At 48.9% G+C, this 19,026-nt stretch carries 17 protein-coding genes and 1 tRNA gene; 8 read left to right on the top strand and 10 right to left on the bottom strand.

All coding sequences use genetic code 11. The features are described from left to right. Nucleotides 1–436 precede the first annotated feature (436 nt). The gene (locus NST08_RS03005; protein ID WP_341341436.1) at nt 437–2,686 is read right to left on the bottom strand and encodes an excinuclease ABC subunit UvrA; all 2,250 of its coding nucleotides are present in this window, start codon (nt 2,684–2,686) and stop codon (nt 437–439) included. A 183-nt stretch (nt 2,687–2,869) separates the two neighbouring features. Between NST08_RS03005 and NST08_RS03000 the strand changes: the two genes are divergently transcribed. Further along, on the top strand, nt 2,870–3,424 hold the full coding sequence (locus NST08_RS03000; RefSeq protein WP_341341435.1) for a 5' nucleotidase, NT5C type: 555 nt from the start codon (nt 2,870–2,872) through the stop codon (nt 3,422–3,424). Nucleotides 3,425–3,442: 18 nt separating this feature from the next. Then, nucleotides 3,443–3,673, top strand: coding sequence for a hypothetical protein (locus NST08_RS02995; protein WP_007130452.1), 231 nt, complete (start codon nt 3,443–3,445; stop codon nt 3,671–3,673). Nucleotides 3,674–4,001: 328 nt separating this feature from the next. On the opposite strand, the gene NST08_RS02990 is transcribed toward NST08_RS02995, so the two are convergent. From NST08_RS02990 to NST08_RS02980, 3 genes are all read right to left on the bottom strand, one after another. Beyond that, nucleotides 4,002–4,277, bottom strand: a complete 276-nt coding sequence (locus NST08_RS02990; RefSeq protein WP_007130453.1) for a phage holin family protein — start codon at nt 4,275–4,277, stop codon at nt 4,002–4,004. 487 nt (nt 4,278–4,764) lie between these two features. Continuing rightward, the gene (locus tag NST08_RS02985) at nt 4,765–6,579 is read right to left on the bottom strand and encodes an ABC transporter ATP-binding protein (protein WP_007130454.1); all 1,815 of its coding nucleotides are present in this window, start codon (nt 6,577–6,579) and stop codon (nt 4,765–4,767) included. After that, complete coding sequence (locus NST08_RS02980) at nt 6,576–8,321, bottom strand: ABC transporter ATP-binding protein (protein ID WP_341341434.1); 1,746 nt, start codon at nt 8,319–8,321, stop codon at nt 6,576–6,578. The genes NST08_RS02985 and NST08_RS02980 overlap by 4 nt, the downstream gene beginning before the upstream one ends. A gap of 408 nt (nt 8,322–8,729) precedes the next feature. Between NST08_RS02980 and NST08_RS02975 the strand changes: the two genes are divergently transcribed. Then, nucleotides 8,730–9,062 (top strand): hypothetical protein, encoded by a 333-nt coding sequence (locus tag NST08_RS02975; RefSeq protein ID WP_144872333.1) that lies wholly within the window; start codon nt 8,730–8,732, stop codon nt 9,060–9,062. A 148-nt stretch (nt 9,063–9,210) separates the two neighbouring features. Next, nucleotides 9,211–9,801 (top strand): hypothetical protein, encoded by a 591-nt coding sequence (locus NST08_RS02970; RefSeq protein ID WP_341341433.1) that lies wholly within the window; start codon nt 9,211–9,213, stop codon nt 9,799–9,801. Between the two features lie 184 nt (nt 9,802–9,985). Here the strand turns inward: NST08_RS02970 and NST08_RS02965 are convergent, their stop codons facing one another. Next, the gene (locus tag NST08_RS02965) at nt 9,986–10,858 is read right to left on the bottom strand and encodes a LysR family transcriptional regulator (protein WP_007130457.1); all 873 of its coding nucleotides are present in this window, start codon (nt 10,856–10,858) and stop codon (nt 9,986–9,988) included. Nucleotides 10,859–11,100: 242 nt separating this feature from the next. On the opposite strand from NST08_RS02965, the gene NST08_RS02960 reads away from it, so the two are divergent. From NST08_RS02960 to NST08_RS02950, 3 genes are all read left to right on the top strand, one after another. Beyond that, nucleotides 11,101–12,216 carry a nitronate monooxygenase gene (locus tag NST08_RS02960; protein WP_028407334.1) on the top strand — a complete coding sequence of 372 codons (1,116 nt, stop codon included), beginning with the start codon at nt 11,101–11,103 and terminating at the stop codon, nt 12,214–12,216. 190 nt (nt 12,217–12,406) lie between these two features. Next, nucleotides 12,407–13,333 (top strand): DUF2268 domain-containing protein, encoded by a 927-nt coding sequence (locus tag NST08_RS02955; RefSeq protein ID WP_007130459.1) that lies wholly within the window; start codon nt 12,407–12,409, stop codon nt 13,331–13,333. Continuing rightward, a complete protein-coding gene (locus NST08_RS02950; protein ID WP_210094201.1) occupies nt 13,308–14,066 on the top strand; it encodes a MerR family transcriptional regulator in 759 nt (252 codons plus the stop codon). Before NST08_RS02955 ends, NST08_RS02950 begins: the two co-directional genes overlap by 26 nt. Before the next feature lie 167 nt (nt 14,067–14,233). On the opposite strand, the gene NST08_RS02945 is transcribed toward NST08_RS02950, so the two are convergent. From NST08_RS02945 to NST08_RS02930, 4 genes are all read right to left on the bottom strand, one after another. Then, the gene (locus NST08_RS02945) at nt 14,234–14,623 is read right to left on the bottom strand and encodes a YmaF family protein (RefSeq protein ID WP_007130461.1); all 390 of its coding nucleotides are present in this window, start codon (nt 14,621–14,623) and stop codon (nt 14,234–14,236) included. 20 nt (nt 14,624–14,643) lie between these two features. Next, complete coding sequence (locus tag NST08_RS02940; protein WP_050954041.1) at nt 14,644–15,405, bottom strand: DUF2935 domain-containing protein; 762 nt, start codon at nt 15,403–15,405, stop codon at nt 14,644–14,646. 824 nt (nt 15,406–16,229) lie between these two features. Beyond that, nucleotides 16,230–16,370, bottom strand: coding sequence for a hypothetical protein (locus NST08_RS02935; protein ID WP_341342605.1), 141 nt, complete (start codon nt 16,368–16,370; stop codon nt 16,230–16,232). Nucleotides 16,371–16,453: 83 nt separating this feature from the next. Further along, nucleotides 16,454–17,092 carry a carboxypeptidase-like regulatory domain-containing protein gene (locus NST08_RS02930; RefSeq protein WP_341341432.1) on the bottom strand — a complete coding sequence of 213 codons (639 nt, stop codon included), beginning with the start codon at nt 17,090–17,092 and terminating at the stop codon, nt 16,454–16,456. A gap of 1,042 nt (nt 17,093–18,134) precedes the next feature. Between NST08_RS02930 and NST08_RS02920 the strand changes: the two genes are divergently transcribed. Then, entirely contained in the window at nt 18,135–18,665 is a 531-nt protein-coding gene (locus NST08_RS02920) for a dihydrofolate reductase family protein (RefSeq protein ID WP_210094203.1), read from the top strand. A gap of 275 nt (nt 18,666–18,940) precedes the next feature. On the opposite strand, the gene NST08_RS02915 is transcribed toward NST08_RS02920, so the two are convergent. After that, nucleotides 18,941–19,012: transfer RNA gene (locus tag NST08_RS02915), tRNA-Thr, on the bottom strand. Nucleotides 19,013–19,026 lie beyond the last annotated feature (14 nt).

Below are 19,026 nucleotides of genomic sequence, written 5' to 3'. Positions count from 1 at the left end.
CTTCAGCTGACGGAACTTCAGCTGGCGTAATTGCAGCTAACTTAACTGCAGCCGGCGTATCTTCAGTTGGCGTAACTTCAGTTGACGCATCTTCAGCCGACGTATCTGCACCCGGTGTAAGAGCGGCCGCTCATCGTTCGGAAACTGCTCTCCATGCCTCTCCTGTACCTGCCGCTGCATCCAGTATTGCCGGATTGCCCTGCTTATAAGCCCTCCATGTGGGAGACCATCCTGAGTTGGTCGGTGAGGCTTCCTGAAACGAGCTGTTAAGGCGACTTCTTCATTGGCACTGTTTGAGGACTTCGTGTGAATCGGAGACGTTGGGGGGCCTCCTGAATCGGAGCTGCTGGGGGACTTACTGAAAAAGAGCTGCCCCGCAGCAGTAAACACCACTGTTTGGGACAACTCCAGCATCGCAGGTCTTAAGGATGATTAATCACACCACATACTTGGCGGTGAGCGAATGCTTCGCCTTCACCAGCTGCGCAGGCGTCCCCTCGAACACAACCGTTCCGCCCCGGCTGCCGCCCTCCGGCCCCATATCGATAATCCAATCCGCCTGCCGGATGACGTCCAGATTATGCTCGATGACGATCACCGAGCTACCGTTATCCACCAGCCGGTTCATGATTTCGATCAAATGCCCGACATCGGACATATGCAGCCCGGTCGTCGGCTCGTCCATCACGTACACCTTGCCCTGCTTGTGCAGCTCGCTCGCCAGCTTGATCCGCTGATTCTCTCCCCCGGAGAGGGTGCTGAGCGGCTGACCAAGCGTCAAATAATGCAGCCCGACATCATGCAGCGCCTGGAGACGAAGGATGATCTCCTTGTTTTCGAAAAAGTCCAGCGCCTGCAGCACCGTCATATCCAGCACCTCGGTGATCCTTTTGCCATTCAGCTTGTATTGGAGCACCTCGTCCCTGAAGCGTCGTCCCTCGCATGTTTCGCATGGCGACACAACGCCTTCCATAAAGGCCAAGTCCGTGTAGATAAAGCCCAACCCTTGGCATTCCGGGCAGGCTCCCTTCGAATTGAAGCTGAACAGCGACGGGCTCTGTCCATTCGCCTTGGCAAACCGTTTCCGAAGATCGTCCATGATTCCGGTGTAGGTGGCCGGATTCGAGCGAATCGAGGTGCTTACGGCAGACTGGTCAATGACAATCGCTTCGGGATGCTCCGGCAGGAAGGCATGGTGAATGAGCGAGCTTTTGCCCGACCCTGCTACCCCAGTGACAACCGTCAGCACGCCTTCCGGAATATCGACCGTCACGTTTTTCAAATTATGCACGTTCGCGCCGGAAATCCTCATATGGCCGGAGGGCTTTCGGAAGCTTGTTTTAATCGGCAAGCTCTGCTTCATGAAGCGCCCGGTTAAGGTGTCCTCCTGGCTGTACAGATCTTCCACCGTTCCTTGAAAAACAATCTCTCCCCCACGGGTTCCCGCGTAAGGCCCGACATCCACCACATGATCGGCGATTTCGATCACATCCCGGTCATGCTCCACGACCAGCACCGTGTTCCCTTTATCGCGCAGCTTGCGCAGCATCCCGTTCAGTCGCTGCACATCCCGCGGATGGAGCCCGACGCTCGGCTCATCGAAGACATACATCATATCGGTTAAGCTGCTGCCCAGATGACGGACCATCTTGACCCGCTGGGACTCGCCGCCGGACAAGGTGGTCGTCTCCCGATTCAAGGTCAGGTAATCCAAACCCATATCGATCAAATGCTGCAGCCGTTCGGTTAAGCTGTCCACCATCGTCTGCGCGATCGGCTCCCGAATGCTCTCAATGACCTTCTTCAATTCCGGGATTTCCATCGCCGTGCACTCGGCAATATTGTAGCCGTTGATCCGGCAGCTTAAAGCCGCTTGGCTGAGCCGGGTCCCTTTGCATAACGGGCAAGAGGCGTGCGTGATGAAATTTTTGACATGGTTCATCGTCCGTTCGGACAGCTCGCTGCTGTCCCGCTGAATGTAGAGCCGATTAAATTTATGAACGAGCCCTTCAAATTCGGCTTCGATCGGCCCGCCCTTGGACGGAAACGACACCTTGCGATCCTTGCCGTACAGCAGCAGCTCCCACTCCTCGTCGGTATAGTCCGAGAGCTTCTTGTCATTATCAAAGAAACCGGAATACGTGTAGTTTCTTAAATACCAGCTGTCTACCGAAAAGATCGGGAACAGCACCGCTCCCTCGTTCAGCGATTTCGACGGATCCAGAAGCTTATTAAGATCCAGCTCGACCTTCTTGCCGATCCCCTGGCATTCCGGGCACATCCCTTGCGGGTCATTAAACGAGAACGCGTTGGAATACCCGATGAACGGCTTCCCCACTCTGGAGAACAGCAGCCGCAGAATCGAATACAGATCCGTAATCGTTCCAAGCGTCGACCGGGAATTGCCGCCCAGCCGCTTTTGATCGATGACGATGGCCGTGGACAGATGATCGATCGAATCGACATCCGGCTGCTTATGCCGCGGAAGGCGATTGCGGGCGAATGCGGTAAAGGTCTCGTTCAGCTGGCGCTGGGCCTCCGCGCTGATTGTATCGAACACGATCGATGATTTGCCGGAACCGGACACGCCGGTAAACACCGTGATTTTCCGCTTCGGAATTTGCAGTGACACGTTCTTCAGGTTGTTCTCCCTTGCTCCCTGAATGTCGATAAACGAATGTGACATCCTAAAATCCTCCTATGCCTTGTAATGTGCTTCCATTATAAGAATGAATCATGACATGTACCGTCATAATTGAAGGAAACCTCTAAAAAATGATGAATGGTTTGCCAATGTGCATCCAGTCCGTTACAATTACGGGAAAATCATATTTATTCCGGTTCCGGATTATGGGAGAATAATAGAGATATGAGTAAAAAAATCGTAGCGATTGATATGGATGACACGATCTGCCACCTGATTCCTAAAGCCATTCACTATCATAATTTGCAGTATAAAGACCCGCAGCTTAAGCTGGATCAGATTACGGACTACAACCTGAGTGAAATCTGGCATCCCGAATGCTCGGAGGATTTCTTCTTCGGAAAGCCCGGTTTATATGAGGAGCTCGACATTTTTGATGAATATACCATTGACGAAGTCGAGCGGATGACGCACGATTATGACGTCATTATCATTACGGCTGCCCGCCCGTCCTCCGTGCCCGAGAAATGGAAATGGCTGCAGACGCATATGCCGTTTATACCGTTCGATAATTTTTTCGTCGCCAAACGCAAATATTTAGTAGAGTTCGATCTCCTGATCGACGACGGTCCGCATAACGCGATTGCGGCAAGGGAAGCGGGGAAGCAGACGATCCTCATCCCGCGTCCATGGAATGCGCATATTCAGCATGAATTCATCCTGAAGGATTCCTGGAAGGGCATGAACGAATTGGTCGGCCGGATTTTGTCCGAAAAATAACACTCAAGGGGATAAACAATGAATATAGAACGAAATAGTAGGTACTTGTCGCAAGACGTTCATTTCTTTGCAGCTGCGCTGTCGGAAACGCTCGTATCCGTGTGGGAAGAGGATCCCGCCAGCGTGTATGTGGAGGTTGAGCGTGGATACATCGAATGCTATACGCCGGACGTAGTCCGTGTCCGGAATGAAGAAACCGGTCTGGTCAGCCACTACAGTCGGGATACGGCTATGTTTCAGCGCATGTAAGGATTTTATGAGGCAGTCCCGTAATTCTCATTACCTTATTACAGTCTAAAAATGCCGAGCATAACACAAGAAGGTGCCCCATAAGATCGTTAGATCTTAGGAAACACCTTCTTTTTTGTGGGTAGAAATGCTTCGGTGCACGAAGCATTTCTACCCGGGATTCGAGCGATTACCCAGATTGCGTTTGACACCCGCCCTAACGATTCCTCCCTCGTCTGCTTGTCCGATGCTGTTTAGGAAGAAGAGCTGGATTTTTTATCAGTCCTTATGCCTCCAAGGCGTATATCCGCCTCTAATCGCTTGGAGTACTCGAAGATAAGCCGGGCATTTACTTCTTCTTTCCGGAAATCGCCTCTGCCGTCTGCTTTACAGCCTGATGGCCGAATACGGCAAATGCGCCCGCAATAATACCTTGTATGATATTTTCAACGCTCCAGCCTATAAGGCCTGCCGTGAACAAAATGGATACCACGATAACGACATAGATGATGCTCCAATTCGGAACCTTTGGCGTTTGCTTGAGCACGTAGCCGATGACCCAGCAGGCGACAACTACCAAGGACAGCCTCGGGTCGATCATCTGTGCAATAATGCTCCATTCCATGGCATATCCCTACCCTTCCTCTGATGTCTTTCTACTACATCCTATTCTCGGAATCTATCGATTTGCTTGGACTCATGCCCTGTAACCCCCTACCTTGTGCATTCCCGCTAACCAAGCCTTTATTTGGCTGTCATTGTTTGATTCTTTGCATTTCTGAGTGCATTTTTGAGGCATGCCAAGCAGTCTCTGCGCCACTGTTAACCGTCCATAGCTGCCAAGCACCCAATGCGTAATGAAGAATTTCGCTTGGGTACTTAGGGTTACTTAACGTACTCTTCCTCTACTATCAAGGTATGCGGGACAGGAGGTGGAATATTCAGAGTTTTTGAGAAGAAGCGGATGGATATAGCACAACTTGATCGATCCTTGCTTCCGCTTCAGCCCTTGCCCGACCACATAAAAAAAGACGCGCCCCGTATTATACGGGTACGCGTCATCTTCTTCTTGCCAATCCCCAATTCCAATAAAATCTTACGTGTTGCGTTCGTTACCTGAGAACGACTTTTTCGCTTACCGTGACCTTCGGCTCTTCACGCTCCGCGGCCGTTTGTTCTCCCGCCCACAGCAGCCTCATTTCTTCGCTTGTCGCGAGCAGCTCGGATAACGTGCCTTCCGCCTCAATCCGGCCGTCCTTCATGACGATGATATGATCCGCTTTGGCGAGCGCCGCCCTCCGGTGCGATACCGCGATGCAGGTAACATCGCTTTCCTGGAAGAGCCCCTCCCATACCTGCTGCTCCGTCTCGACATCCAGCGCGCTGGACAGGTCATCGAAAATATACAGATCCGCCCCCGTCATCAGCATGCGCGCCGTAGCCGCACGCTGGATCTGTCCTCCCGAGAGCATGACGCCCCGCGGGCCGACGAAGGTCTCGAGGCCCTGGTCGAGGTCCTGGATATCCTTCTCCATAACGGCGAGACGGATTGCGCGATTCAACGCCTCGTCCGCATGGTCTCTTTTGCCCTGGACGATGTTCTCCCTCAAGGTATCGCTGAACAAACGCGGCACCTGCGGCGTATAGGCGGCTCTCGGCGGAACCAGGAACGCAGCGGGATCCACCTCCGTGCCGTTCCAGCTGATTGCCCCCTCCTGCTTCGGCAGCAGACCGAGCAGGGTCCGCACAAGCGTGGACTTGCCCGCACCGATCCGCCCTGTAACCACCAGGAACTTGCCGCGCTCAAGCCGGAAGCTGATATCCGATATGCCGCTCTCGGAACCCGGATACCGGTAAGTTAGCCCGCTCACCGTAAGTTCCTTAAGCTGCAGCTTCGGATCCCTGACGGGCTCCTGCAGTTCCGGCGGCTCCCCGTTCAGGTACGTTTCCCGCGCTTCAATGAGCCGGTCCTCTTCGCCCGGCCGGAACAACATCCGCATCCGGTCGAAGGATACCTTCAGCCGCTTATGCTGGAACACCATGTAACCAAATAAGGAAATGCTGAATCCGATGTTCGCCAAATAACTCGTGAACAAGGCGAAGTCGCCGACGCTAAACCGTCCGGCCTGCATTTCCGCAGCGCACATCAGCAGGATTAATCCTGTGCAAATGCTGAGCACATGCTGGTTCAGCGACCGCATCCACTGCTTGAACAGATTATCCTTGAGCGCTGCCTGGCGGCGCTCCTCGTTCAGCTTCGTAAAGCGCTCATGCACGTGATCCTCAGCCTGGCCGAGCTTGAGCGCCTGAACCGCGCCGAAGGTCTCCGCGATAAAACTCGTGATTCGGCCGGTCGCTTCCCGGTTCTTCTGACCGTATCTCCGCGCCCGGTTGCCGGACAGATTGTTCAGCAGCGTTACGATGACCAGCGGCAGCACCGCGACCAGCATGATTTTCCAGTTAATGCTCGCCATAATGACAACGGACACCAATGCAAATACGAGACGGCCCCAGAAATCCACCCAGGACTCAACATATTCGACAACCTCATCCACGTCATCGCGGAAGCGGCTCATCGCCTCGCCCGGCGAAGCGGGCAGATTCCGCCCCGGCCAGCGCATAATGCCGGCCAGCATATTCGTGCGCAGAATCGCCTGAATGTGGTAGATATAGGTTACCCATTCATAGAACGCGGCGAAGAAAGTCCCGACTCTCGCGACCCGCACAGCCGCAATAAAAATCAGCGGCACAGCCAGCCACAGGTAGTCGGCAGCCCCGGAGCTTGCAGTCGCCCGGTCGAAGAACCACTGCATCCCGAGCCCGATCAACAGCGGCAAAGAGTGGAATACGCACCACAAGACGCCGTTAATCAAAAACAATGCGGGGCGGAAACGAAACAATCGCCCGATAAAACCGGCTACCGTCATGCAAGCTCCTCCTCTCTGCCTGTCGTCAGCAGTCTGGCATAATGGGAAGACGGATCCTGGGCCAGCGCCTCACGCTCCCCGAATTCCAGGATGCGTCCGTCGCCGAGCACCATGATTTTATCCACCTGCTCCAGCGTTGCCAGCCGGTGCGCAATAATTATTCCCGTGCATTGACGCATCAGCTGATCCACAGCCGCCTGCAGCATCGTCTCCGTGGCTGCATCCAGGCGCGAGGAAGGCTCATCCAGAATGACGAGACTCGGCTGTGTCAGAAAGACTCGCGTTAACGCGAACAGTTGGGCTTCCCCGGCAGACAAGGATGACCCTCCCGTCGATAGATGGGTGTCCAGCCCTTCCGGCTGCGCATCAATCCATTGACGAAGTCCAAGCCGCTCCGTCGTTTCCAGGATGAAGTCATCCGATACGCCGGCATCGAACAGCGTCAAGTTGTCGCGGAGCGTGCCGTCGAACAGCTGAACGTCCTGCGTCACCATCCCGACCCGCCGGTACAGGGCCGGGAGCGTCAGCTCCGTAATATCCGTGCCGCCCACGCGAATGACCCCGCCGTCGATATTGTACAGCCGCAGCAGCACCCGGCTCAGGCTCGACTTTCCGCTTCCGGTGCGTCCGATGATGCCGAGGCGCTCCCCTGGCTTCACGGTAAACGTAATGTCCTTCAGGACAGGCTTATCCTCGTTGTAGCTGAAGTTCACCCGCTCGAACTCCAGGCCGAGGGGCCCCTCCGGCAGCTGTTCCTTCTTCCCGTTTACAATCTCGCTGCGATTCGAGAGCAGTTCCCTGGAGCGGAGCATGCCGGACTTGGCTTTTTGAAATTCCTGCACCTGGTCGCCCAGCATCTCAATCGGATCGTTCAGCATCTGCGTGTATTGATAGATGAGAAACAACGTCCCGAGGCTGATCTCGCCGATGAGATAGTAGCGAACTCCGAGCAGAAGCACGCCCGTGACCGCAAGCGCGAACAGGATAACCGTGGTGTTCCAAGGGATGACGCGAAGCATCCAGGCCTTCCGCCCTTTCAGGAACACGGCCTGCATCAAACGGTAAAACCGGTTCATCACATACGGTACGTTACCATTTGCCTGCACATCCTCGATCCCGGCAATGCGCTCCTCAATCAGCCCGAACAGGGATGCGCTTGCTTCGCGCTCGTTCTTGGACGATTGAACGCCCAGGTTGCGGATGATCACCATAAACATAATCGACAGCAGCGTGAAGACGGTCATGACAATGGCAATCGGCAGATTGACCGTAAACATGAATCCTAATATGCCGGCGAGGAGCACGAAGCTGCCGATAACCTGCACGATGAACATCGCGAAAAAATTGGAGATGCTGGTCACATCGCCGTCCACGCGTTCGATCATGACGCCGGGCGTTTTCGTATTATGAAACTGCATATCCAAGCGGAGGCAATGCTTCAGCAGATCTCCGCGCAGCCGGTTCGTCGCCCGCCAGGAAATGTCGTTGCCTAAATAGCTGACCGCCACCGTAATCAGCTGATTAACAACGGCGACAATCAGAAACAGCCCTGCCAGCTGCAGCAGGGTGCCAAGCAGCCCTCCGCCCGCTGCCGTGTCGATGAACCGCTTCACGATCTGCGGATTCAATAGCTGCAGACCGCTTGATGTCAGCAGCATGACGAGCAGAATGATCAGCCTTCCCTTGACCGGACTCAAGTACCGCAGGAGCCAGGACATGGATATCTTTTCTTTTTTGGGCACAGTGCCCACCCCCATTATGCAACCAATATGGATGTCGACCTTTACGAAGCCATGATCGGATCAAGCCGCTCACCAGTAAATCATTACCAGTTTACATGAAAAACCCGGCCTTTCCTAGGTAAAGAATGATTATAAAGTTCCTTCCCGGCGCAAGCAGCCAGTGGTATAGTATATGGATCATTGACAACAGTCTGTCATGTAGATCGGTCATGAAAGGAGATTCTAACGCTTCCGTTGATTCTGATGATGGTTCATGAGGTTAAATAAGCAAAAAAGCTGACCTTCCCAACACATAACAACCACCTTATGCATAAAAATCGAAGTCGGATATTTATAAACTCGTAGATATAATGAATGGATCAATACCACGTACGCCATCGCTGCGTGATCTTACCGGAGGTGCACATCATGAATACGGAGATAAACCCATTGGATGGGCTTAATGAAGAGAAGCTGCAGGAAATTCGGGATAACGCCTCGAAGCTGTCCGAGATGCAGCAGGAAGTGCCCGTTGAGGAAGTGTTCACGGATGCTTTCGTGCAGCGGCATACCGGATTTCCCTCCATTGGAGAGCTTCTGAAGTCCGCCGGATATCAAGGAACAACCGACGAGGATTTCGACCGCTTCATTCAGCATTCCTCGATTAGCCGGTTCATGGCGGAGCACACACCATTTGATAACTGGCAGGCATTCCAAGACCAGGCCGTGACCGCCTACATCACCCGATTGCTGGGATTATAAGATTGTTGTGTAAGAAGGCCTAATCCGCTGCATAAGCCCTATACGCGAAGAAGCCCCGCCGATGCTCACTCGGCGGGGCTTCCAATCTATTGTAAGGGGTGTCTTTATCATAGTTCTCGAATCTTAAAGGAAGCTTAAAGCTGGATTAGTGAAAGATAAAAAACTTGCGGGACCATTGCCTATTTTCAAGAAACTTACATTGTCTATTTTTGCGCTAAGCCTCATCTTTTTATCAGCGAACTTGTCTTACGCTGAACCACACAATCCAATGAAAATACTGAATCAGAAATACCCTAATGAAAGAGTAAAGATAATAAAATCTGCCGACCTTAATAACGACAACAAAAAAGAGTACTTCATACTTACCGAAGCGGGTAACTTTTATCTTCTTAATTCAAAAGGAATCCTTGTATTGATAAATACAGGAATTTTGAGCGATGATGACGCTGATGACCCATCGATTCAGATCTTCTCCGCTACGAAGAAAGAAATGCATGTTGCGGTCTCGTTTAACTATTTCCCTTCCAATACAAGAATGTACGTATACCGATTACAAAACGGAACCTTGATAGAGAAACTAAACATTATGGGGGATTTGCAAGTGTTCATAGACTCTAAAAGCAGAGTTGTCGAGTACTGGAAGAAGTACTTCCCGGAAGGCGGATGGGAAGCCGCTAAAGCGGTTTACACCTGGGACCCAAATAAGCTTAAATATAAGGGTTCTGGACAACTGCCATAATAGCAAAGAGACCTGTCGCATAGAGGCGACAGGTCTCTTTTAGAATCTCCCGATTCCTTAATCACTCACCTGATGCTGAGAACAAAAAGTATAAGTTAGGACCGATAGCTGATTCCCTGCTGCAGCAACCACAAAGACACGGCCCCCCAAATCCAGAAAATCCGCATTCTCTACGTCTTGTTTATTAAATATCGTTGAACCTTTCTCTGGAAATCCTAATGAATTCGGATACCGCTGCTGTTTTAAAGGTATCTTTACGTCGTATAAACAATGTAGGTGTTCTGAGGAACTCATCCGAGATGTTGTGAGCTTGTAAGTTATATTTCATCATGGCTCTTTCGATTACCGACCGAGGCAAAAGCGAAACGCCGAGCCCGGCATGAATACATCCCAGAATCCCCTCCAGAGTTCCGAATTCCATGATTTTTGCGGAAATGCCCTTACCATGCAGCCAATCCTCGAGTATTCGACGGTAATGACATCCAACACGAAATACCAATATGGTCAGATGGCGTAGATGTTCCGGCCGATGGATCGGGTCAGTTTGCCCGCCTGATAGGAGAACAAGTTCCTCAGCCCCAACTTCTACGGTTTCAAGCTCTGCATGCTCACCTGGTGAGGACACAAAAGCTCCGTCCAGCTCGTATTTCAGTACCGAATGGACAAGCTCCTCCGTCGTCCCCGTTCTGAGTACTAAATCGACGTCGGGATATGAATGATGGTATTCAGCGAGAATCGATGGAAGCCGAATCGCCGTTGTGGTTTCAAGCGATCCGATTCGAAGAGGCCCCCGAGGGATTGAACGATCGGATACGACCCGCTCTGCTTCTTGGGTAAGGAAAATAATTTTTTCAGCATAAGATTTAAGCGCCTCTCCGGATGATGTGAGCCGAACTCCCTGACGACCGCGATGAAACAGTTCTGTGTTTAGTTCGCTTTCAAGCTGCTGAATCCTTATGCTTATGCTTGACTGAACGTATTCTAACTTCTCGGCTGCTCGGGTAAAGCTCCCCTCATTGGCTACAGCCAAAAAAATCTGCATGTCCCGGATGTCCACTGCATACCTCCGTATTAGGCATTAAAATTTTTAATGTTAAACATCATTTAGATTCATTTTACTTGATATGTGAAGGCAGGTAAAATAAGCAGTAATCTTACTTACGTTTTATCATCTGTGTTTCGTAATGGATGCCCAGGTGGCGCTCAATCTAAGCTCAACCTTAATCTGCAGTTATAAGCTAAACATGTCCTCGCCATATGGAGGCACGAAATATGCATGATTAACAGGAGGCATTAAAAATGTTTGAAACAGCGATCACAAGCAAGCTCAACATTCACTATCCGATTTTTCAGGCACCGATGGCAGGCGGGCCAACGACTCCTGAGTTAGTCGCAGCCGTTTCAAACGCAGGTGGACTAGGCAACCTAGGGGCCGGATATTTAACCCCTGAACAACTCCGTCATGCCATCCGTAAGATCCGAGCGTTAACCGACCGGCCTTTCGGAGTGAATTTGTTTGTCCTGGAGCAACCGGAGGAATCCGAAGAAACCATTGCCAAAATGGCTGAATACCTGAACTCCTGCCGTAAGGAGCTTGGAATCCCGCAAAATCCACCACTTCCCCAATATTCGGAATCGTTTGAAGAGCAGGTGCAAGTACTGCTGGAGGAGCGCGTTCCCGTTTTTAGTTTCACGTTTGGTATACCATCACCGGGTGTTATTCAAAGTATGAAGCAGCGTGGAACATTTGTAATGGGTACTGCTACGACAGTAGATGAAGCTATACAATTGGAGCTATCGGGGGTTGACGCTATTGTAGCGCAGGGCAGCGAAGCAGGGGGACACCGAGGAACATTTCTGAAGAACGGCTCCGATGCTTTAATAGGACTCATGGCTCTGGTTCCCCAAATTTGTGATCATGTTTCGATTCCCGTGATCGCATCAGGGGGGATCATGGATGGACGGGGTCTCGTAGCCAGCCTTGCTTTAGGAGCAGCAGCGGTTCAAATGGGCACTGCTTTCCTGGCCTGTACAGAGAGTGGCGCACATCCTACGTACAAACAAAAGATACTTTCGGCAAACGAGGACGCTACCGTAATTTCATGTGCTTACTCAGGCAAAGCAGCGCGTGGTATTCGTACAGAATTCATACGCGGTATGCATATGTATCCCGGCAAGATCCCCCCTTATCCCATTCAGCATGTCATGACACGGGATATTAGGCAAGCTGCGGCAATGGCAAACAACCCGGAGTATATGTCACTCTGGGCTGGACAAGGCTTGAGGCTGGCTAAAGCCCGACCTGCCGCTGCCATTATCAAACAAACAATGGATCAGGCAATTCTGCTTGCAAACAAGCGTTTGCATTCTAAGAATGATCAAAGTATTCATGATTCTCACCCATTAGACGAATAACCTCGCACAGAACGGAGCAGCGATCAAACGATACGCGGCTTCCGTTTTTTTATTGAACGGGGAACTGGAAGATGAATGCATCGGGGTACGTCTTTACCTAATTTTTCATGATTTGATTCAAAGCGCTTGACTATGACGTTAGGTCATAGTGCATAATCTCGCTATGAAAACAAAACTAGGAGTGAAAGATATGAACATACAAACACTGCGTTCAGACAAAATTTATCAAAAAGTTGCCCAAGCTCCGCCCGAGGAAAAGCTAGAATTATTCAGAAACGAAATGATGGCTCCCTTTATGAAGCAGTGGCAAATTCAACAGCTCCCTTTTAAAGCTGAAGAGGCCAACGGTTTTGACGTGATTACGTTTAATAGTATGATGCATCGAGCCCCTCATCAGATTAGCCCGCAGATTTCGGCAGAGATCGAGCTGATTTCGTCCGAAGCCTTTTGGTTAGAGTGTGAGCATGCCGTGAAGAAAAGCTTGAATCTATTTGTTGAGCACGATATAAATCTTCCCGTTTCCGATTATTTGTTTACCATTCAACTCGGGAATCCGGAAAACCGTGCCTTAACCATAAACGAAGGATATAGCGGTTTTGGTGGCATTCCCGGGTTTATCTGGGGTACGCTCTTGCCAAATGAATACACGATGCCTCGAATGAAGGCTGCGCTGGCGCACGAATGCAACCATAATGTGCGATACCAATTTATCCAGTGGGATCACACCGTGAATTTGGGCGAGCTCATTGTAAGTGAAGGATTGGCTGAAAATTATGCTACGTTTATGTTTGGGAAAGGATTGCTCGGTCCTTGGGTAACGAAAACAAACGCAGAAACGCTTAACCGGCGCATAAAACCTGTGCTTAGAGAGCAGCTGCAGTTAACGGGGTTTGATCAAATTGCTCCGTATCTTTACGGTGACGAGATCGCGAAGCTTCAAAATTCTCAACCAGTCAATATGCCTTATAGTGCCGGATACGCCTGCGGATATTATTTGATCCAATATTATTTAAGAAAAACAGGAAGAACGATTTTTGAGGCCACCATCACGCCTGCTGCTCAAATACTGGACGAAGTAAAAGGATTCTGGGATGAAGAAACCATTATTAGCGGTTAAGGATATTGTTCAGATTACAGGCATTACAAGTCGGACCTTGCATTATTACGATAGAATTGATTTATTCAAACCGACACATCTGACGGAAAAAGGGTATCGACTATATGATCGAAGCAGTTTGGAAAAACTTCAAACGATTTTGTTCCTAAAGGAATTGGATTTTTCCTTGAAAGAGATTGCGGACATTTTAAAGCTGACCAGGCAAGAGCAGAATCAAATCTTAAAGGAGCAGCGACAAGCCTTAATACTGAGAAAAGAAAGATTAGAAACGATCATGGAAGCTCTCGAAGAATACGTTTCGGGAAATGATATTAGTAATCTGCAGCTCTTCAACAGCACTTCCGTCCTGCCATTGAAAGAGCAGTATGCAAATGAGGCGAGATTCTTTTATGGCGAAACCGAGGCGTATAAAGAGTTTAATGATTCGTTGGAAGAATTGTCACCGGATGATAAAGAAGAAAGCTTTCAAGCCATGGAGGACATATTCAAACGAATTGCGTCTTGTATCGATCAGGATCCTTCCTCCAATGAAGTTCAGCGATTAATCGAGGAATGGAAAAATAATCTGATGCAATTCATGACATGTGATGCAGAGTTACTGGCTTGCATTGCCCATACTTACAAATTCGATGCACGATTCAAAAACTATTTTAATCAATATGGCAATGAAGAGTTGGCCGATTTTCTCTACAGTGCAATTATGCATAATATCAACCGTGAAACATCTCAATGAATGGTAAATGCTCTGGATTGGGCGATCTTGTTACCTCAATAAAAAAAGAAAGCAAACACTTTCCCTAAAGGAAAATATGTGTTTGCTTTCTTTCGTTGATCAAGCTTTTTCTTTTTCTGATCATTAGAACCAACCTCATACAAAATGCATCTATACCGAATCACTGGTCAGCCGTATTCATTGCCTGTATTTCCACTATATCGATGAGCATGCGGGATTCTGCCATCAACGGTGGTATAACCTTCAAAATAATGATAGTGCCCACCACCTGCCAAGGGAATGGCAGGACCCGTAGTTCCTCTAATCATGTGCTTGTGCTGGTCATTAAACGATGTTTGAGCATGATAGTTATGGACGTGTGGAACACCACTCGGAGCTGGTTCAGTTACACCCACGTAATGATGGTAATGTCCAACATCAAAGGACGTATCTCCTTCAAAGGGATGAACATGAACGTTAACTGGCCTTCCATCCCAAGATGTAAGAAAAAGTTGATGTGAATGTCCGGAACCGGAGTCATCGGAATGAACAACAAATCCCGTTACTTGTATTTCCATCACTTAAGGCCTCCCTTACATTAAAACAGGATTTCTTTCTTGTTTACCTTCATGCCGCTCAATGACCGGTCGAACATGTCGAGTATGAATAAGAATCGTTCGGCTTCACGAAACACGTGATCTGCTAATAGAGGGTGAATGATGCTTTTGATTCGACACTGCTCAATCAAATCGCGCGCAGTCTTCTTAAAATCTCGCAAGGATTTGACTGAAACGCGGTTTTCATCAACAAATTGACTAAGCAGTGGATGTGTTTGCGATTGTGGACGCATGGAACTTAAGTCGATGGCTTGAAACATCAACGTATCGAATTCTTGGCTAAACTCTCTAGCCTGTTCCACTAATTTTCGCTCGGATGGATCAAGCAGATGACCTATAAATTTTGCATGGTCAGCCATTATTTTCAGGAAAAAGACATTTTCATCAATAATCGCATCAGGCAATGGTTCAAGTCTCCCGCTATTGAGCTCCTCCAACCGATTTCTAAAGTAATTTGCTTCCCGGCTAACATGATCGACAAGCAAGGGAAAATTGTTTCCCCCAGGAAGCTGGCACCTAAGTATAAGCCCAAGGACCTTTCTCTTAAATGCCCAAATGTGTGAAGCTGCATTGCGGACTTCTGAATTAAACTGTCTAATGGTTTCGGGATCCGTATCTGCTTGATATGAATGTGCTCTTCTTTCAATATCCTCAAATATTGCATAGAATTGGTTAGCCTCATTAATTAACTGCGTATCTTCACACCTAAATCCAAGTCGAAGAAATAAAGAATGTTCTTTCATAATGCGTGACCAAAAACGTATTTCGTCTAATGATCTGATTACAAAAGGATCCGACAAACCATCTCCCACCTTTCGGCACACTACAAGACAACAACCATAGATATTGTCATGTTATCAGAGCGTATGAGGATGGCATGTTTCAATATGCTACTGGAGAACAAAAAATCAATTAAAGAGCTAATTCACAAAAATTCCTCATCAGATATCCTGCTGGGACAGGAAAATTTCGCCGGGGTTTCCCGTCGCGTTTTAGTTCCCTTTGGGAGCGGCGCGTTTATTAACGTTACCTTTCAAATCGGAAGCCCGCTTATCTTGGTACTTCCACTGCCTGACCGGTGCCTCCCCAAATAGAAAGAGCGTCCATTTCAACGCTCAAATCACATGGAAGCTAGCCACAAAAAATAAAGACGTTCTTCTAATTGCCGAAGAACACCTTTAGCACTTTAATTTATTCGGATGATTAAAAAATGTGTTTTATATAACAGCTTTAGTTTTCTTGCGGCTTACCCGTTTATTATTCCTCACCGACACCCCCAGTTTGATGTCTACCGGGCATATTCTACGGTATTTTAGGCATGAGTTTCGCTCTCTTTTACTGCTCCATTTTATTGTGTTTCTGCAACCTGCTTTGCTGCGAATGTAGAGCTGAAACCGATGCTTATAGACGGTTCGTTTTTTTCTGACAACCAAACAAAACGTGACTCGAACGGGACTGAAGCCATGCCGGACGGAATGATTCTTGCCCTTAAGCGCCAGCGGAACCCATCTACTTTCTTCAGCACCGATTGAAAAAACAGAACTGCCTGTAAGAATTTTAGTCTCCTTCATCCTGTATTCACCTGAACGGTCCCTTTCACACGATAGGTTCCCGGGGGCAAATCGCCAAATAGGTAGAGCCCCCCTTGATTCGTACGCGTAATCTGGATGATCTGTTCCACTCCTGCGTTTAACCTATAGAGCGCCACTAGGGCATTGGGTATCGCTGCTCCAGTTGCTTGGTCTGTCACGATACCACTTACAGTCCCTGTATTTGCATCCGGATCGACTGTCAGGTTGATGTCAAGGGGGCATATTCAGGACCTTGGATCGTTACAGTGGCACTTTGGCTTGATAAAAATCCGGCTAGGGTAGCCTGAACGAAATAGGTACCGTCCGGAAGCTCAGCAAACAAATACTGTCCGGATGCGTTGGATGTCAAGGTTCCGATCGGAGTAACCGTGCCCCCATTGATTTGAAAAAGACTAACCAAAGCATTATTCACAGGTTCATTATTCGAAACGTTCCTTACGATGCCAAACAATGCTCCTCTCGTTGCTGCGGGGTTTGGCTGTAAAGTAATCGAAACTTGTGTTGGTCGACCTTGGGTAACTGTTAGCGGAATACGGACAGGTGTCAGGTAGCCAGGTTCAGCAGCAGTGATTAAATAAGAGCCTACTGGAATATCTGGTATGATATATTGCCCCTGAGGGTTGCTGTTAACATGCTCAAATGGCACCCCTTGAGAAGTATATAACTGTACTGTGGCAAAGGGGATCGGATTTCCATTCGGCAGCAGCACTGTCCCCTGCACGACACCAACGGAGGTGTTGGGTGAGGCTTGAAGTGCTAAATTGACACTCTCTTCTTCATGTCCATCTACGGTAACTGGAGCACTTGGTTGAAGTTTATACAAGTCGGAAATCGGCAAAACAACACCTCCTTTCACCAATCGTTCAACTCAATATATGCTTGGGCGTTTATAAGCGACTGGTCTATTGACGATACTCTTACTTTTTAAGCAGTTACTAACCTGAACAACGTCGAAAAAGCTTTCTGTCGATGATTTTGCCTCTTGCTTATGTATTTGGCATTCCGAATAAGCTGACTATCGTGTAGGAGAGCTTTCATGGGGACGGTAAATCGCCGCCCCCAAACCAAAGGGATGATCCATGAGTTTGACATGACATCACAACAGAGATAATGAATTCTAAACAAATTTACAATGTTTTTCTTGCCGTTGTGTGATTAAATCCAAAAAGTTCCTAAGATAATAACCAAGAGAATAAATAAAACCAGGACAATACCTACTGTATTCCCATAGCCGTTGTAACAAGGTTTTTCGTAACCCACTGATATTTACCTCCTCGCATTTTGGAATAGTACAGTTTATGAGCATAGACGCCCTTAGACTGGACATTTCGGTAATAATGTTCAGAATGTGCGAATGTATCATGGAGATAGATTTCTGATCAACCATTTAATTCATTTCACGAACTATCACGCCCCTGCAGGAAATAAAAAAACGCGGAATTGAACCCCCGACCTACGCATTACAAGTGCGACACCGTAGGTTTCGGAAAGGTTCTACAGGGTTCCGGAGGTCTATTAGTTATGGGCTTTTATGCGCCTAAATCCGTTTAAGGTTCTCGAAGTATTTCTTGGCCGTTAGAAGATTTGTTAGAAGTTCTGTTAGAAGACTGAAGCCCGTGAGCTAATACTTCGGGGATTTTTAATGGGTATTCGGATTTTATGGTTGAAGTCAATGATATAACATCAGCAATGTAAATCGGGATAAATGGTTGAATCGTCTAAGCTAACGTTGGTATCCGGTCGGGCTGTGCACATTAGCAATCCATGAGAAACCGGGCATGCCGTTGGATGATAAAATTTTAGACATAGAGGAGGCTGCATATAGAACGTGTAATCCTGATGATGAATGTGCAAGAAAAACAGGGAGGAGAGTCAATCACATGGCAAAAATCGTTTTCGCGTTGAATCAGTCTCTGGACGGGTTCGTCGACCACATGGCACTTCAGCGCGACCCCATGCTATTCCTTCATTTCATCGAAGACGTGCGCGGTCTGACGGGTATGCTGTACGGGCGCCGTATGTATGAGACTATGCGATATTGGGACGAAGACCCTTTTGAATGGGATGCGCAGGAACGGGAATACGCAGCTGCGTGGCAAAGCAAACCGAAGTGGGTGGTGTCGAGGACGTTAAAGTCCGTCGGACCGAACGCTTCTCTGATCGAGGGCGACCTCTCAGCGGCCATACGGGGGCTGAAGGCTCAGCATGAAGGGGACATTGAAGTTGCCGGGCCGGAGTTGGCGCACAGTCTAACGGAGCTCGGTCTCGTTGATGAGTATCGACTCTATCTCCATCCCGTCGTGCTGGGTCACGGCAAGCCGTTCTTCGCCGGACCGCGTCCGCCCCTGCGCCTCGTGGCAAGCGATCGCATTGGCGAGCAGGTGATCAGGTTGACCTACGTTCCAGTTTAGTTTTGCGGTTGGTCCAGCGACCTAAGGGGACGATAGTTCGATAAACAGCGGCGGTCTATGACTTTATTTTTTCATTCTTGGCTACCGCTGTTTAGGTTACTGTGTGTTAGTCTAGAACTTATTTTTCAAAAGGATATTGAATCCCTAATTGATGGCGAAAAACCCACTTCAATTGACTAAAAGGGTAGAAAAATGGTAAAAGATCGGCCAAAAACACGAAAAAGACGCCGTCTCCGAAAACTCGGAAAACCGCGCCGTTATTGACTTTCTAAGGATGCTGGTGAAGGGAATTGAACCCCCGACCTACGCATTACGAGTGCGTTGCTCTACCCCTGAGCTACACCAGCGAATTTGTTGAAGT

Origin of the sequence: Paenibacillus sp. FSL K6-1566, assembly GCF_038050475.1 — a bacterium.
GTDB lineage: Bacteria > Bacillota > Bacilli > Paenibacillales > Paenibacillaceae > Paenibacillus_AQ > Paenibacillus_AQ lactis.
This window is presented reverse-complemented; position numbering and strand designations above follow the sequence as displayed.

Bases quoted from the DNA above. Each gene is read 5' to 3' on its own strand.
- NST08_RS03005 (WP_341341436.1), bottom strand. From the start codon at position 2,686: ATGTCACATTCGTTTATCGACATTCAGGGAGCAAGGGAGAACAACCTG.
- NST08_RS03000 (WP_341341435.1), top strand. From the start codon at position 2,870: ATGAGTAAAAAAATCGTAGCGATTGATATGGATGACACGATCTGCCAC.
- NST08_RS02995 (WP_007130452.1), top strand. From the start codon at position 3,443: ATGAATATAGAACGAAATAGTAGGTACTTGTCGCAAGACGTTCATTTC.
- NST08_RS02990 (WP_007130453.1), bottom strand. From the start codon at position 4,277: ATGGAATGGAGCATTATTGCACAGATGATCGACCCGAGGCTGTCCTTG.
- NST08_RS02985 (WP_007130454.1), bottom strand. From the start codon at position 6,579: ATGACGGTAGCCGGTTTTATCGGGCGATTGTTTCGTTTCCGCCCCGCA.
- NST08_RS02975 (WP_144872333.1), top strand. From the start codon at position 8,730: ATGAATACGGAGATAAACCCATTGGATGGGCTTAATGAAGAGAAGCTG.
- NST08_RS02960 (WP_028407334.1), top strand. From the start codon at position 11,101: ATGTTTGAAACAGCGATCACAAGCAAGCTCAACATTCACTATCCGATT.
- NST08_RS02955 (WP_007130459.1), top strand. From the start codon at position 12,407: ATGAACATACAAACACTGCGTTCAGACAAAATTTATCAAAAAGTTGCC.
- NST08_RS02950 (WP_210094201.1), top strand. From the start codon at position 13,308: ATGAAGAAACCATTATTAGCGGTTAAGGATATTGTTCAGATTACAGGC.
- NST08_RS02945 (WP_007130461.1), bottom strand. From the start codon at position 14,623: ATGGAAATACAAGTAACGGGATTTGTTGTTCATTCCGATGACTCCGGT.
- NST08_RS02940 (WP_050954041.1), bottom strand. From the start codon at position 15,405: ATGAAAGAACATTCTTTATTTCTTCGACTTGGATTTAGGTGTGAAGAT.
- NST08_RS02920 (WP_210094203.1), top strand. From the start codon at position 18,135: ATGGCAAAAATCGTTTTCGCGTTGAATCAGTCTCTGGACGGGTTCGTC.